Raw genomic sequence first — 13,502 nt, 5'->3', positions numbered from 1 at the left:
GGACGCAATTCATCCTATCTTCGAAATATCAACTCTATCTTCCCTCTTCGGAGGAATTAATCCGAGAGATTGACGAGGTGAGAAAACTATCTAATTCCCGCATTGAAGAAGACAAACTTTAGAAATTATGAGCCGATTAGACGACCTATATAAAGCCATGGAGACCCTTCGCAAAGAAGGGCTTCCTGTACACGATGACCTTGAACAAAAGGCCAGCGAACTTGAAGAAGAAATCATCAAGAAAGAGATTCTTCCCGTATTGACCAAGACCATTGAACCAGCACTGCAACCAGTGCAGCGTGAATTGGTGTTGGTGGTAGATTATGTGCCCGGGCAGCCACTCAGTGTTCACCTTAGTCGTAAGCGTAACTTCACAGCAGAGCTGGATGATGCCAAAGAAATTGTACTCGACCCTGAGGTTTCACACTCCAGTCATGAGCAAAAGGCTACAGATGATAAGATAGAGCGTGGCCCGACTCGCGACCTTTCTGTCATCTTCCCCGATGGCACCGAAATAGCAGAAAAGACCGCTGTGGAAACGCTCGTGAAAGTAGTCAAGAAAATTGGTGTAGCCGAAGTTCGTAAAGTGGTGGAGGATTATAACTTGAAATTCTGCAAGGTTCCTGTCATCTCTAACAGAAGGGATGAAAAGTATGGCAAAAGCCAAAAGGACTTGGGTGGTGGTTGGCTACTTATTACGCATAGCAACAACCCAATGAAGAAAGCGTTTCTTGATAAGGTTTCTCAAGTTCTACACTTGGGACTTATAGTAAAGTTAGCCGATAATAGAGTATCATGAATGAATATACGAACCACCCCGACCTCGCTCCAGGGCTGACGCATTATGTATGAGGCTGTTGGCTGTTAGCTGGTGTTACTGCACCCTGTAGGGACGCACGAGAGTATCTAGTGAGAGGGCGTCCGTTGTGTCCGTTAGCTGTTGGCTGTTAGCTGTTAGCCGTTGGCTGTTGGCTGGTGTTACTGCACCCTGTAGGGACGCACGAGAGTGTCGAGTGGGAGGGCGTCCGTCCCCGTCAAAGTTACGGGGCTATTTGTTTTGCCGTTCTACAACGGACGCACGACCGTGCGCCCCTACAAAGGGTTACACGTCTCTCTAACTTCTAATCTCTAACTTCTAACCTCTAATCTCTAATAACATATCTTTACGGGGAAATTCGTCCGATCCCCTCCTTTCTCGAATATCCACGTGGAAAATCTCAAATCTCCACGTGGATATTTTTTATTTTCCACGTGGGCGTCATTCATTTCCTCCGAAGTTTCATTTGATTCCTCCGAGGAATTTTTTATTTCCTACCTGGGAAATAAAAAATATCCACGTGGAGATTTCGAAATATCCACGTGGAAATCAGTTTTCCCCGACACAGCCCTGTTTTGATATGTAGTCGGTTCTAAATTATTGAGACTGTTGCAAAAGTCAACAGTCTCACAATCTTGCTTGCAAGATTATCTAGACTTTGCAGAAAGGATGAAGCGCAAGGCGCTGAGGGTGAGGTCTGAAGGGAGCATACCTACGTATGTGACCGAAGCCGAATCCCGAAAGCAACACAGCGATTCGCCTTTATGCAATAGTCTCATAATCGCTCTGTCAGGAGCTACACATGAGCAACAAGCGAGGCTTAGATGAGCTCCCTATATATAATAATGTGTCAGTCCTGCCCTCTAACCTCTGCCCTCTAATCTCTATTTACACATCTTTACAGAGAGATTTGTCCGATTCCCTCCTTTCTCGAATATCCACGTGGAAAATCTCAAATCTCCACGTGGATATTTTTTATTTTCCACGTGGGCGTGATTCATTTCCTCCGAAGTTTCATTTGATTCCTCCGAAGAATTTTTTCTTCCCCACGTGGAAAATAAAAATTCCCCACGTGGATATTTCGAAATATCCACGTGGAAATCACTTTTCTCCGACACAGCTCCGTTTTGATATGTAGTCGGTTCTAAATTATTGTAACGATCCGGCGTTGAATTTGCCCTGCGGAGCTTAGCTTTCGATCTGCTTCCAGAATGGAGTCGCCGCCACTCGGCTTACCAAGGCCTCTGGCGTGGTAGCTAGCTCCCCGGCGATGTGGGCGTAGGTCGCCTCTATAGCCTTTCGATGCGTAAGTCCGTTGGGGATCTCATCGGTCTCGACGAGGAGAGCCTTCGCCTCATAGGCTAAGTGCAAAGCCTCAGCATCGTAGCGACGGCCGAAGGAGAGCACAAAGCCCTTGCTCAGCATCATCTGCGCCACCTCTCCCCTAGCGCGAAAGCCGTGTAGCACCATCGGGGGGAGCTGCGCAAACTCTTGCGCCATCTGACTACGCACTTTAATCATCTCAGCCCACGCACGTACCGTGTGTAGGAGGATCGGGCGCTGTAACTGACAGGCTAAGCGCATCTGCGCCTCTAGCCAGACGAGTTGCTCTGCGAGTGTCGCATTGCTCCGCACCTTGTCGATGCCACACTCGCCGACAGCGACGATCTGTGGAACAGTTGCTAGGCGACTCTGCATCTGATCAATGAGTGGTGTCAAGCTCCCCTCTGGAGGCAGTGACCAGGGGTGAAAGCCTATTGAGTAGAGCTGGCCCTCCTCGATTGCGACACCACCGCTCCACTCGAGACTGTTGCATAAAGGCGAATCGCTGTGTTGCTTTCGGGATTCGGCTTCGGTCACATACGGATGTATGCTCCCTTCAGACCTCACCCTCAGCGCCTTGCGCTTCATCCTTTCTGCAAAGTCAGAACAATCTTGCAAGCAAGATTGTGAGACTGTTGACTTTTGCAACAGTCTCTATCAGTAGACGCGGTAAGCGTTGCTAATGCCAGGAGCTTGCTTGAGTGCTGCGCAGAGCTGCTCCACTTGCTCAGCTGAGTGCACCTCTAGTCCTACCTTTCCTCCGAAGATCCCGTCTTGCGTCTGAAGCTGTACAGAGGCGATATTGATTAGAAAGTCTTCTGTGATCACCTGTACGATCCCGTTGAGGATGCCCTTAGAGTCGATACCCTCGATCATGATCGAACCTGTGAAGAGGGTATCCCCCTGATCGCCCCAGATAGTCGAGAGAAGCTTATTGCCAGTGCTACTCTTGAGGCGCATAGCCTCGGTACAGGTACGTCGGTGCACCACTACTTGGTTATCTATGACGAAGGCGACCACCTCGTCTCCTGGCAGCGGATTACAGTCGTCTGCCATGACGTAGTTGCTCTTGATCGCATCGCTCTGGAGGAGGTAAGGCTTCTTGTAGTCTATCTCACTGATCTGAGAGATGGACTCTGTAGGTTTGGGCATGGATTCTTGCTTGCCTATGAGTGCCTCCTTGACCGACTTGAAGAAGCGATTGCTCTTGCTCGACTTGATCCGCTTGTAGAGTGAGTCCACAAGATTGACCGTGCCAGAGCCAACAGCGTAGAAGAGGTCCTCGCGCTTATGAAAGCCAAAGAGTGATGCTACGAGATCCATGTGTCCCGCATCGACAGAGAGATCGTGCTGCTCGAAGTAGTTGATCACACTCTCCTCACCTTGGCTGATTAGCTTGCGACGCTCTGTACGGAGGAACTCATTGATCTTGCTCTTAGCCTTAGCCGTCTTGACATACTTGAGCCATAGTGCTGAGGGCTTTTGGTTGTTACTAGAGATGATCTCCACTTGGTCACCACTCTGTAGCGGGTGGCTGAGAGGCACCAGCTTATGATTGACCTTGGCGCCGATACAAGTCTGTCCGAGTGTCGAGTGGAGTGCATAGGCAAAGTCTAGCGGCGTGCTCTCGTGAGGAAGCGTGATGGGGTCTCCCTTGGGAGTAAAGACCATGATGTCGTCTCCGTAGAGGTTGAGCTTGATCGTGTCGAGGAAGTCCATGGCACTCGAGTCGGGGTTTTCCAGTAGCTCGCTGATCTGGTCGAGGAACTTGGTGATCTCCTGATCCTCCTCCACACCGTCCGACTTATACTTCCAGTGAGCTGCTAGTCCCCGCTCGTCTATCTCGTCCATCTTGCGGCTACGCACCTGCACCTCGATCCACTTACCCGTGGGGCCCATGACTGTAAAGTGTAGTGCTCGGTAACCATTGCTCTTAGGCTGTGCGACCCAGTCACGAGTCCGCTCGTTGTTGACACGGTAGAGGCTCGTGATGTCGGTGTAGATGCCCCAGCAAGTCTCCTTGACATTGAGTCCAGGTGTCTCCTCAAAGATGATACGCACGGCGTAGAGGTCGTATATCTCCTGAAAGGGGATCTGCTTCTTCTGCATCTTCTTCCAGATCGAGTAGCAAGACTTGACACGGGTCTTCATCTCATAGTCTAGTCCACGAGCCTTGAGGAGTGGGTGAATAGGTGTGCTAAACAGTTCAAAGAGCTCAGCACGAGACTGCTCCGTATCGATAATCTGGTTGCAGATATCCTCGTAAGCCTTCGGGTGCTCATGCTTGAAGACCAACTCTTCTAGTTCCGTTTTAATGGCAAACAGCCCTAGACGGTGAGCCAGCGGAGCATAGATGTAGAGAGTCTCGCCCGTTATCTTGAGCTTCTTATGCTCAGGCATTGAGCTCAGCGTACGCATATTGTGCAGACGGTCGGCAATCTTAATAAGGATCACGCGAATGTCCGCATTCATCGTTAGGATCAGCTTGCGAAAGTTCTCAGCCTGTAGGCTCTCTATGTTTCGCTCAGCTAGTATCTCGCTACTTATCTTGGTCAGTCCGACGACGATCTGTGCCACCTTGGGCCCGAAGAGTTGCTCTATATCCTCCTCTGTGTACTCCGTGTCCTCGATCACATCGTGGAGTAGGGTAGAGACGATGGATGTAGAGCCCAGACCTATCTCACGGCACACGATACGAGCTACTGCGAGCGGGTGCATGATGTAAGGCTCTCCGCTCTTGCGCCTGACCCCCTCGTGAGCCATCCGTGCGAAGGTAAAGGCACGTTGTATCACCTCTACCTTCTTGCGGTGATTTGAGTGCTCATAGTCATAGATCAGCGCATCGTACTCACGCTGTATCATCTCCTCGTCGGAGAGTGTCGAGTTACTATAATCTACGGGGTAAATGTCTTCCATAGTAAGGGGAACAAAAAAGGTTAGACAGTAGCTCTATTGTTATATCTAGCCAGCTATAGGCATCTTCATAAAGAGGCAAGAGGGTAGATGCTCCTCGAGCCATCCCTGGAGATAGGTGATGGTCTCACGCTCTATTGTGGTATCCTGTTCGGGATACACATTATATATAAGGTATCGCACCTCAATGCCTCGGTGCATGCAAGCATCGATACTGAGCAGCGTGTGATTGATGCTGCCCAGCTTGCCATTGGTGACGAGTGCTACCTGTGGATCCTCTTGCTGCGCTATGTAGTCTATCGTAAGGAGATGCTCGGTGAGTGGCACCATCAGTCCGCCGGCACACTCTACGAGTAGCGGCTTAGCACCCAGCTCTTGCAGATGGCGGGTAGCTTCGTTGAGTCGCTTGGGGTCTATCTCACCACCATCCATACGTGCTGCAAGGTGTGGTGAGCAAGGGTAGCTGTATAGGTAGGGACAGGTGAGCCCCTGGCGATCCCACTCCGAGAGTGGCTCTCCGAGTAGACGACGATGGGTCTCTATATCTTCACTGATCTCGTGACATCCCGTCTGGACCAACTTCATCGAGGTGCAAGCTGTATGACCAGCCTCTCTGAGCGTACGTATGAGGAAGGCCGTGCCATAGGTCTTGCCTATGTCTGTGTCTATACCACAGATGTAGAGCCGATCAGGCGGGGATAGTAATTGTCGTGTGTTACTCTTCATAGCATTATCTACTAAATGGAGGAGGGCAATCTCCTCCATCTACAAAGGTACAGAATAGCTATCAATCGGCGAATGAGCTGTGCCAAATCTGGGCTGGCTGGACGGTTTGCCTATGTCACAAGATTAGATTAACTTTGTCACCGAAGAGGAGGCTTGTCTAAGTAGAAGTCTCTGACGCAGGGCTGTTAAGCCAACATTACACTAACTATTAAACACTGAATACTATGGGATTACTTTGGAGTTTACTAATCGGTCTAGCTGCAGGAGCTATTGCAGGTTGGATCATGCGTGGACAGTCTCTCGGGTTCTTATGGAACATCATCATCGGTATGCTCGGTGGTGTTGTCGGAGGCTGGGTCTACTCGCTCTTCGGGGCAACTCAAGGAACCTCCTGGTGGGCACAACTCGTGTGTGCTGTCGTAGGAGCTTGTGTTATCCTATTTGTCGTAGGGCTATTCAATAAGAAGAAAAAGTAGCCCCATACCATACTAACACTCTATTACAAAGAAAGAATTATGAAGAAGTACGTTTGCGATGTATGTGGCCATGTATATGACCCTGCAGAGGGCGATCCCGATAGCGGTATAGCTCCAGGCACACCTTTTGAGGATCTGCCCGATGACTGGGAGTGCCCACTGTGTGGCGTATCTAAGGATCAGTTCTCTCCAATGGAGGACTAAGCCTGTGCCACGTCATCACTAGATGACACAACAACTAACAAAGAGGTGCCCTATGACCAAGACTTGGTTGTAGGGCACCTCTTCTGTTGAGGAGCTAGAGCCTCTCCCACGATAGGCGAACAATATATGGTCCAGAGCGGGGGGAGATTTCCTTCGTTGGAAATTTAGTTTTCCTCCCTTGGAATTGAAGAGTTCCTCCGTTGGAACTAAAGAGTTCCTCTGTTGGAACTAAAAAGTTCCAAGAAGGGAACTATTTTTGGAACTCGTATGTGTAACGACTACAGCACGATACAAACTGCATAGACGAGTATCCCACGCTTCAATAGCGACTCACAGGAGACTGTTGCATAAAGGCGAATCGCTGTGTTGCTTTCGGGATTCGGCTTCGGTCACATACGGAGGTATGCTCCCTTCAGACCTCACCCTCAGCGCCTTGCGCTTCATCCTTTCTGCAAAGTCAGGACAATCTTGCAAGCAAGATTGTGAGACTGTTGACTTTTGCAACAGTCTCCGCAGATGAGAGCTAGCGAGTGGGCGTATAAATCGTTACTCGTAAGATTTACGGAGTTTAAGAACTACTCAGCAGTCTCGATATGGTCGGTGAGCTGCTGGAGTGCTTTCTTGAGCGTGATGGGGAGTGCCAGCCACTCGCTCTCATCGTGTAACGGTACCCACACACCGCCATCGGGCAGCGGTGGGGTGCTACTGTCAGGGAGTATGGTGTAGTAGCAGTCGATGTAGAGCTGTCGGTGCGTGAGGCGATGCTTATAGCGTCTGAAGGGGTGCAGCTGGCAATGCGCTAGTGCTGCAGGAGGCTCAGGCAGAGGCTGTAGGAGTAGCTCCTCTTGCGGAGCTGTGGGCTGATCGTATAGTAGTGTGGGTTGATAGAGCTTGGCCCATATATCGCCAGTGGGGCGCTGGTAGAGGATCGTCTGCCAGTGGTCTGGGCCCCCTTTGAGTACAAAGAGGTAACCTAAGTGTCGGGGCTGGACGGAGAGTTTGAGTGCTTTGCGAGGCAGGCGTGCTCGCTCGGGGCTATCGGCTGAGGGGCACTCGCTACGGACGGGACAGCGGCTGCAGTCGCATAGCTGGGGGGTGCAGATGAGTGCGCCTAGCTCGATCATTGCTTGGTTGTGTAGCCCTGGGTGCGGAGCTTTCTCGACCAATTGTTTGGCTAGAGCGGTGTAGTACTTCTTTCCCTGTGTGGTGTCTATCGGCTCCTCAGAGGCGTAGAGCCTACTCAGGACGCGTAGCACGTTGCCATCGACGGCGGGGTATGGTTGATCATAGGCAAAGGAGAGGACGGCTCCAGCGGTGTAGTCGCCAATGCCAGGGAGAGCTCGCACTGACTTATAGTCTGTCGGGAAGGTGCCTCCAAGCTCCTGAACGATGATCTGAGCCGCACGATGTAAGTTGCGCGCACGGCTGTAGTAGCCCAGCCCCTCCCAGAGCTTGAGCACCTCGTCAAGCGGTGCAGCTGCGAGGTCTGAGACGGTGGAGTAGTGGTCGACAAATCGTAAGTAGTAGCTCGTCCCCTGATCTATCCGCGTCTGCTGTAGGATCACCTCACTGAGCCATATACGATAGGGGTCGTCTATGTCTCGCCAGGGTAGCTTACGATGATTCTCTTGGTACCAGCTGTGTAGCTTGTTGAGTAGTGTACTCAAAAGGGGAGCTTCTTTAGATAGAGAGCATGTGTAGCAAGTCGATGAGGTCGGGGTCGATGCGCTTTTGCTTTTTGGTCGCCTTGACAAAAGGTACGTAGACGATCTCATCGTTGTCGTAGCCGATCATCACATTGCGCTGCTCATCGAGGAGTGCCTGCACGGCAGCTGCACCCATTCGACTACCCATGATACGGTCAGTAGCGCATGGTATACCACCTCTCTGTAGGTGCCCTAAGATGGTGACACGAATGTCAAACTTGGGGTAGCGACGCTTGAAGTCATCGGCGATGAAGAGTGTCTGTCCCTCCCGCTCACCGCTCTCAGTGACGAGGATGATGCTACTACTCTTGGTCTTGCGGAAGCCACTCTCGATCATCTTCTTGAGAGCCTCGGTACTGGTTGGGTCTTCGGGGATGAGAGCTCCTTCTGACCCCGTAGCGATGGCTCCATTGAGTGCTAGGAATCCAGACTCACGTCCCATGACCTCGACAAAGAAGATGCGCTCATGACTTGAGGCGGTGTCTCTTAGTTTGTCGACAGCATCCATAATGGTATTGAGAGCTGTCGTATAACCTATCGTGAGGTCTGTGCCAGCGAGGTCGTTGTCGATGGTAGCGGGGATGCCTACGATGGGCAGGTTATGCTCATTGGCTAGCAGTCGTGCGCCGGTGAGAGAGCCGTCACCACCGATGACGACGAGACCATCTATCTCATTTTCCTGGATAACTTGGTAAGCACGAGCACGACCTTCGGTAGTCTCGAACTCATGGCTTCGTGCTGTCTTGAGGATAGTGCCTCCACGCTGTATGATATTGCTTACGTTCTCGACGGTAAGCTCGATGACATTGTTTTCGATAAGTCCTGTGTAGCCCTTTATGATGCCACATACGGATATGCCGTGGTACAGAGAGGCTCTAGCGACGGCCCGTATAGCAGCATTCATGCCAGGGGCATCACCGCCCGATGTGAGTACGCCAATGCGTTTGATGCGATTCATGCTCAAGTGTTAGTTTAGATAGTGATCTATGCTACAAAGGTAGCACTTTTACCGCAAGTGTGGAGCTAGATCGATGCGAGCATACCACTATCCGCAAAGCTCAGATAGTGCGACCGCTCACCATCAGAGGTGACTGAAGCGTGGTAACGACCGAGGATGAGGTGGTCGTTGAGACGTATGTTGCAGACAGAGGCTACCTGCTTGACTCGCTTGGTGAGGTCTATGTCCTCGGCACTGGGCTGTAGGTGACCCGTGGGGTGATTGTGCGCAAGGATGATCGCCGAGGCATAGAGCGTGATAGCGGGAGCCAAGATGAGTCGCAGATCGGCTACAGCGTGGCTGACGCCTCCTGAGGAAACTAAGACATTCTTGATGACTCGTCCCGAAGCATCTAGGTAAAGGCACCTTAGCTCCTCATGATCTAAGTCCTCGAGATGACGTCGTAAAACGCGGTAAGCGTCTAGGCTACAGGTGATCGGCGTGCGCTGAGGAGGTGGTGTGTCTCGTAGTCTGCGTCCCAGCTCGATGGCTGCTAGTATGGTGCAGGCGCGTGCATCGCCTAGTCCGGCAAATCGCTTTTTCTTTTCTCCAGGTATGCTTCCAGTGAGGTAGGCATGGTCTATTTCTAAGAGCCGACCTAGATCGTTATCTAGACCAGTCATAAGCTTCTTAGCTAGGTCTAGAGCTGTGTCCTGCTCCGTGCCAGAGTTGATGAAGATAGCCAGCAACTCAGCATCTGAGAGGTTGCGAGCACCAAGTCTGAGGAGCTTCTCCCGAGGACGATCCTCCTCGCTCCACTGCTTGATGGTGTTTTTGGTAGAGCTTTGGGACAATGGCTTGGCTGGCTGAAGGGGTTTGTCTGCTTTCATCTATCGGTCTGTGGCTGTGTGAGTAAGTCTTGCTGGATGCGCTCTAGGAGGGGCTCCCAAGGTGTGGAGAGATCGATCGGAGCGAACTCAGGATGACGACGCTGCCAGGTGAGTTGCTTGCGAGCGAAGTGACGACTGTTGCGCTGTATGAGACGTACCGCCTCTGTCAGATCGTACTGCCCATCGAAGTGTGCGAAGAGCTCTTTGTATCCTACCGTATTGAGCGCATTGAGCTGTCGATGAGGGTAGAGCGTCTTGGCCTCCTCGACCAAGCCCTCCTCGATCATCATCTCCACGCGCTGGTTGATCCGCTGGTAGAGCTCCTCACGGGGACGTGTCAAGGCATAGGTGAGCAGACGGAAGGGACGCTCGGCATCTTCGCCTGAGTGGTAGGAGGAGAGTGGTGCCCCGCTGCTGAGATACACCTCTAGCGCATGCATCACACGACGATGATTGCAGTGGTCTACCTTATTATAGTAAAGCGGGTCGACGAGCTGTAACTCAGCGAGGATGCCTGCTAGCCCTTCTCTCTGATAACGCTCGTGAAGTTGCGCTCGCACCTCTGGATCAACGGGGGGAATGTCATCTATTCCACTACAGATAGCGTCGATGTAGAGCATAGAACCACCGCAAAGGATGACGACGGGTTGCTCCCGAAAGAGTTGCTCTAGGCACTCCATCACCTCCAGCTCATAGCGTCCGGCACTATACTGCTCGGTGATCTCATGGGTCGCTACGAAGTAATGAGGAGCCAGTCGCCGCTCTTCTTCCGTTGGGGTGGCGGTGCCGATTGGCATGCCACGATATATCTGTCGAGAGTCTGCCGAGAGGATAGGTAGGGGCTGGGAGGGGGAGCCTAGATGATGCGCCACTGCTATAGCAAAGGAGGTCTTCCCTACACCTGTAGCTCCTGTGAGTACGATCAGTGTAGGGGAGACCTCCTTTAGTTTGCTAGGGCAGCCGCTCATCGGAGAGGAAAGCTAACTCTTACTCTTCATCTACGATGCTAAAGCCATCGCTAGAGAGTTCATCAGCGTTAAAGAGCTCCTCGTCGAAGGCTTCGTCCATCATCCCTAAGGGAGCATCGCCAGAGAGCGCGTCACCGCCCAGACCTCCAACAAATTCATCGGGATCGGTCTGTCGAGGCTTCTTGCCCTCTAGAGAGATGATCTCAGGGCTGGACAGCGAGCCACTATGTATCTTGACTAGCTGAAGGCGTAGATAGCGATCCTCAAAGAGATCATAGAGGTAACGCATCCGAGCTCCCGTCTCGTCAAGTAGATCCTCTAGGCGAGAGCTTTCGATCTCATATTGATTGCCGGCATCGGTCTCAAAGAAGTCGCTGGAGGCTACCTGTCCTATACTTTGCCAACGATCATCGCAAAGGTAAAACATACCAATCGATGCTGGATCGAAGTCGAGCGTGTCGATCAGCAGATCCATAAGCTGTGCAAAGGTAGCATCAGCTTGTATCTCAAAGTCTAGAGAGAAGGTCTCCTCAGCCTCGGAGCTTACGTGATAGTGATGTATCATAAAGAAAATGTCGTGCTGTGTGAACTAAATGACTATGCCCAGCTAACCTCTACGCACTAGGTTGAAAAACTCCTCGCGAGTCTTCGACTCTTTGAAGGCTCCCGTGAAGTCGCTCGTCGTGGTGAGTGAGTTTTGCTTCTGTACGCCACGCATCTGCATACACATGTGCTGAGCCTCGATGACGACGATGACGCCTAATGGTGAGAGTGCCTGCTGGATGCAGTCTTTGATCTGTGTGGTCAGTCGCTCCTGTACCTGTAGGCGACGGGCGAAGACGTCAACGATACGCGGTATCTTGCTGAGCCCCGTGATATACTTGTTGGGGATGTAGCCTACGTGTACCTTGCCAAAGAAAGGTAGCATGTGATGCTCGCAGAGGGAGTAAAAGTCTATATCCCGTACGATGACCATCTGCTGATAATCCTCTCTAAATGTAGCAGCACGTAGGATCGCTAAGGGATCTTCCTGATAGCCCTTGGTGAGAAAGTGGAGTGCCTTGGAGACTCGCTCGGGAGTCTTGAGCAGCCCTTCGCGTGTCGGGTCTTCGCCTAGCTCTGTGATGAGTGCCTTGACGTGCTCTTTCATTCTCTCTAGTTGTGGATCAGGTAGGAAGTCGTTGACCACGTAGTTTTGATCAGTGTGTAATATGTGCTGGGGCTCTTCCATGTATGTAAGATGGTTTTCAGAAAAAAGAATTCGATGATAAGTCTATGGGTAGCTACTCTGAGTAAATCTCAGCGTACTCGCACTTTCTCCCGCACGATGTATGCTTCTCGCATTAAGCGTGGGTGGGAGGCACGCAGAGCATTGAGCTGCTGCTGAGCTTCTTGTCGCGAAGAGTAGTCTCCGATCGATAGACGCCAGAAGGGTGCGCTATAAGTGACGTAAGAAGAGAGCTCAGGCGCTGCCCCCCTTATCTGACTGGCTAAGCGGTAGGCCTCCTGCTTAGCTCCGCGCATATTGCTCGTATAGATCTGTATGCGATATCCTGTGATGACGCTACCTGGGGCGTGAAAGGTCTTCCCCACGAGAGCACGCAACCAGCTGGGCTGAGTGATAGTCACCTGGCCCCCACTGGTTTGTGTCGTTATCTGGGCAAAGATGTCCTGCCCCTGAGTGCGCTCCTGTGCCACAAGTGAGCCAGAGAGTATGGTCACACTCAAGAGTAGGACGAGCGAATGCCTGATGGACGCTAAAAGCCTCATTTGTTTGCTGTGATAATGGGTAAGAATGTATCAGCCTTGAGGGCAGCTCCTCCGATGAGTCCGCCATCGACGTCGGGCTGTGAGAAGAGAGCATCAGCGTTTGAAGCCTTACAGCTACCACCATAGAGGATCGTAGTGAGATCTGCGAGCTTCTGGTCAAAGAGCGATGCTACCGTCTGACGAATGTGCTGGTGCATCTCCTGCGCCTGCTCTGGTGTTGCTGTCAAGCCTGTGCCGATAGCCCATACAGGCTCGTAAGCGATGACGATCTGCGCCATCTGCTCGTGTGAGAGATGACCGAGGGAACCACGTAGCTGCTCATCGACTACCTCGAAGTAGCGATTGCCTTCACGCTCTGCTTGCTGCTCGCCAACGCAGAAGATGACCTTCAGCCCATAAGCGAGAGCCTGATCGATCTTCTGAGCTAGTAGCTCGGCACTCTCCTTGTGATAAGCACGACGCTCGCTGTGCCCGATGATGACGTAGGTACAACCACAGGAGCGTATCATCTCAGCAGATACCTCACCTGTGTAAGCTCCAGCCTCGTGTGCTGAGCAGTCCTGCGCAGCGTACTCGATGTTGCTCCCAGCGAGTAGTCCTTTCATCGCTCCTAGGTGAATGTAGGGTGGAGCTAGGATTACCTTGCAGGGATTGTTGAGCTTTGCCACCTGCTCTTTGATATCCGTGATGAGCTGGAGCCCTGCGTCGAGGGTCATGTTCATCTTCCAGTTCCCAGCTACGATGAGTGTTCTCTTGTCCATGATATATGTGT

The 13,502-nt window shown here is 51.7% G+C and carries 14 protein-coding genes; 3 read left to right on the top strand and 11 right to left on the bottom strand.

Features of this window, described 5'->3' with window-relative positions; genetic code table 11:
* The first annotated feature begins 127 nt into the window (after positions 1 to 127).
* Positions 128 to 799 carry a hypothetical protein gene (locus RDM37_RS00415; protein ID WP_308554193.1) on the top strand — a complete coding sequence of 224 codons (672 nt, stop codon included), beginning with the start codon at positions 128 to 130 and terminating at the stop codon, positions 797 to 799.
* Between the two features lie 1,206 nt (positions 800 to 2,005).
* Here RDM37_RS00415 and RDM37_RS00410 read toward each other — a convergent pair.
* From RDM37_RS00410 to bioD, 3 genes are all read right to left on the bottom strand, one after another.
* Positions 2,006 to 2,728 carry a TatD family hydrolase gene (locus RDM37_RS00410; RefSeq protein WP_308554191.1) on the bottom strand — a complete coding sequence of 241 codons (723 nt, stop codon included), beginning with the start codon at positions 2,726 to 2,728 and terminating at the stop codon, positions 2,006 to 2,008.
* A 69-nt stretch (positions 2,729 to 2,797) separates the two neighbouring features.
* On the bottom strand, positions 2,798 to 5,056 hold the full coding sequence (locus RDM37_RS00405; protein ID WP_308554189.1) for a RelA/SpoT family protein: 2,259 nt from the start codon (positions 5,054 to 5,056) through the stop codon (positions 2,798 to 2,800).
* A gap of 45 nt (positions 5,057 to 5,101) precedes the next feature.
* Entirely contained in the window at positions 5,102 to 5,779 is a 678-nt protein-coding gene (gene bioD / locus RDM37_RS00400; protein WP_308554187.1) for a dethiobiotin synthase, read from the bottom strand.
* 224 nt (positions 5,780 to 6,003) lie between these two features.
* Here bioD and RDM37_RS00395 point away from each other — a divergent pair, with 224 nt between their 5' ends.
* Positions 6,004 to 6,255 (top strand): GlsB/YeaQ/YmgE family stress response membrane protein, encoded by a 252-nt coding sequence (locus RDM37_RS00395; RefSeq protein WP_308554185.1) that lies wholly within the window; start codon positions 6,004 to 6,006, stop codon positions 6,253 to 6,255.
* A 39-nt stretch (positions 6,256 to 6,294) separates the two neighbouring features.
* Positions 6,295 to 6,459, top strand: a complete 165-nt coding sequence (gene rd, locus RDM37_RS00390; protein WP_004330944.1) for a rubredoxin — start codon at positions 6,295 to 6,297, stop codon at positions 6,457 to 6,459.
* Between the two features lie 575 nt (positions 6,460 to 7,034).
* Here the strand turns inward: rd and mutY are convergent.
* From mutY to tpiA, 8 genes are all read right to left on the bottom strand, one after another.
* Positions 7,035 to 8,126, bottom strand: a complete 1,092-nt coding sequence (mutY, locus tag RDM37_RS00385; protein ID WP_308554182.1) for an A/G-specific adenine glycosylase — start codon at positions 8,124 to 8,126, stop codon at positions 7,035 to 7,037.
* 13 nt (positions 8,127 to 8,139) lie between these two features.
* Positions 8,140 to 9,123, bottom strand: a complete 984-nt coding sequence (gene pfkA / locus RDM37_RS00380; protein ID WP_308554180.1) for a 6-phosphofructokinase — start codon at positions 9,121 to 9,123, stop codon at positions 8,140 to 8,142.
* A gap of 65 nt (positions 9,124 to 9,188) precedes the next feature.
* Complete coding sequence (locus RDM37_RS00375) at positions 9,189 to 9,992, bottom strand: DNA repair protein RadC (RefSeq protein WP_308554178.1); 804 nt, start codon at positions 9,990 to 9,992, stop codon at positions 9,189 to 9,191.
* Entirely contained in the window at positions 9,989 to 10,960 is a 972-nt protein-coding gene (gene miaA, locus RDM37_RS00370; RefSeq protein ID WP_308554176.1) for a tRNA (adenosine(37)-N6)-dimethylallyltransferase MiaA, read from the bottom strand. Before miaA ends, RDM37_RS00375 begins: the two co-directional genes overlap by 4 nt.
* Positions 10,961 to 10,979: 19 nt before the next feature.
* A complete protein-coding gene (locus RDM37_RS00365; RefSeq protein ID WP_308554174.1) occupies positions 10,980 to 11,525 on the bottom strand; it encodes a hypothetical protein in 546 nt (181 codons plus the stop codon).
* Positions 11,526 to 11,567: 42 nt separating this feature from the next.
* Positions 11,568 to 12,110 (bottom strand): GTP cyclohydrolase I FolE, encoded by a 543-nt coding sequence (gene folE / locus RDM37_RS00360; protein WP_308554172.1) that lies wholly within the window; start codon positions 12,108 to 12,110, stop codon positions 11,568 to 11,570.
* Between the two features lie 149 nt (positions 12,111 to 12,259).
* Positions 12,260 to 12,682 (bottom strand): SPOR domain-containing protein, encoded by a 423-nt coding sequence (locus RDM37_RS00355; protein WP_308554171.1) that lies wholly within the window; start codon positions 12,680 to 12,682, stop codon positions 12,260 to 12,262.
* A 44-nt stretch (positions 12,683 to 12,726) separates the two neighbouring features.
* Entirely contained in the window at positions 12,727 to 13,491 is a 765-nt protein-coding gene (tpiA, locus tag RDM37_RS00350) for a triose-phosphate isomerase (RefSeq protein WP_308554169.1), read from the bottom strand.
* Positions 13,492 to 13,502: the final 11 nt, after the last annotated feature.

Origin of the sequence: uncultured Porphyromonas sp. (assembly GCF_902489635.1) — a bacterium.
Taxonomy (GTDB): domain Bacteria; phylum Bacteroidota; class Bacteroidia; order Bacteroidales; family Porphyromonadaceae; genus Porphyromonas.
The sequence above is the reverse complement of the archived record's forward strand: the minus strand, read 5'-3'. Positions and strand labels throughout refer to the sequence as shown.

Coding starts and splice junctions, on each gene's coding strand:
- RDM37_RS00415 (WP_308554193.1), top strand. CDS start 128: ATGAGCCGATTAGACGACCTATATAAAGCCATGGAGACCCTTCGCAAA.
- RDM37_RS00410 (WP_308554191.1), bottom strand. CDS start 2,728: ATGAAGCGCAAGGCGCTGAGGGTGAGGTCTGAAGGGAGCATACATCCG.
- RDM37_RS00405 (WP_308554189.1), bottom strand. CDS start 5,056: ATGGAAGACATTTACCCCGTAGATTATAGTAACTCGACACTCTCCGAC.
- bioD (WP_308554187.1), bottom strand. CDS start 5,779: ATGAAGAGTAACACACGACAATTACTATCCCCGCCTGATCGGCTCTAC.
- RDM37_RS00395 (WP_308554185.1), top strand. CDS start 6,004: ATGGGATTACTTTGGAGTTTACTAATCGGTCTAGCTGCAGGAGCTATT.
- rd (WP_004330944.1), top strand. CDS start 6,295: ATGAAGAAGTACGTTTGCGATGTATGTGGCCATGTATATGACCCTGCA.
- pfkA (WP_308554180.1), bottom strand. CDS start 9,123: ATGAATCGCATCAAACGCATTGGCGTACTCACATCGGGCGGTGATGCC.
- RDM37_RS00375 (WP_308554178.1), bottom strand. CDS start 9,992: ATGAAAGCAGACAAACCCCTTCAGCCAGCCAAGCCATTGTCCCAAAGC.
- miaA (WP_308554176.1), bottom strand. CDS start 10,960: ATGAGCGGCTGCCCTAGCAAACTAAAGGAGGTCTCCCCTACACTGATC.
- RDM37_RS00365 (WP_308554174.1), bottom strand. CDS start 11,525: ATGATACATCACTATCACGTAAGCTCCGAGGCTGAGGAGACCTTCTCT.
- folE (WP_308554172.1), bottom strand. CDS start 12,110: ATGAAAGAGCACGTCAAGGCACTCATCACAGAGCTAGGCGAAGACCCG.
- tpiA (WP_308554169.1), bottom strand. CDS start 13,491: ATGGACAAGAGAACACTCATCGTAGCTGGGAACTGGAAGATGAACATG.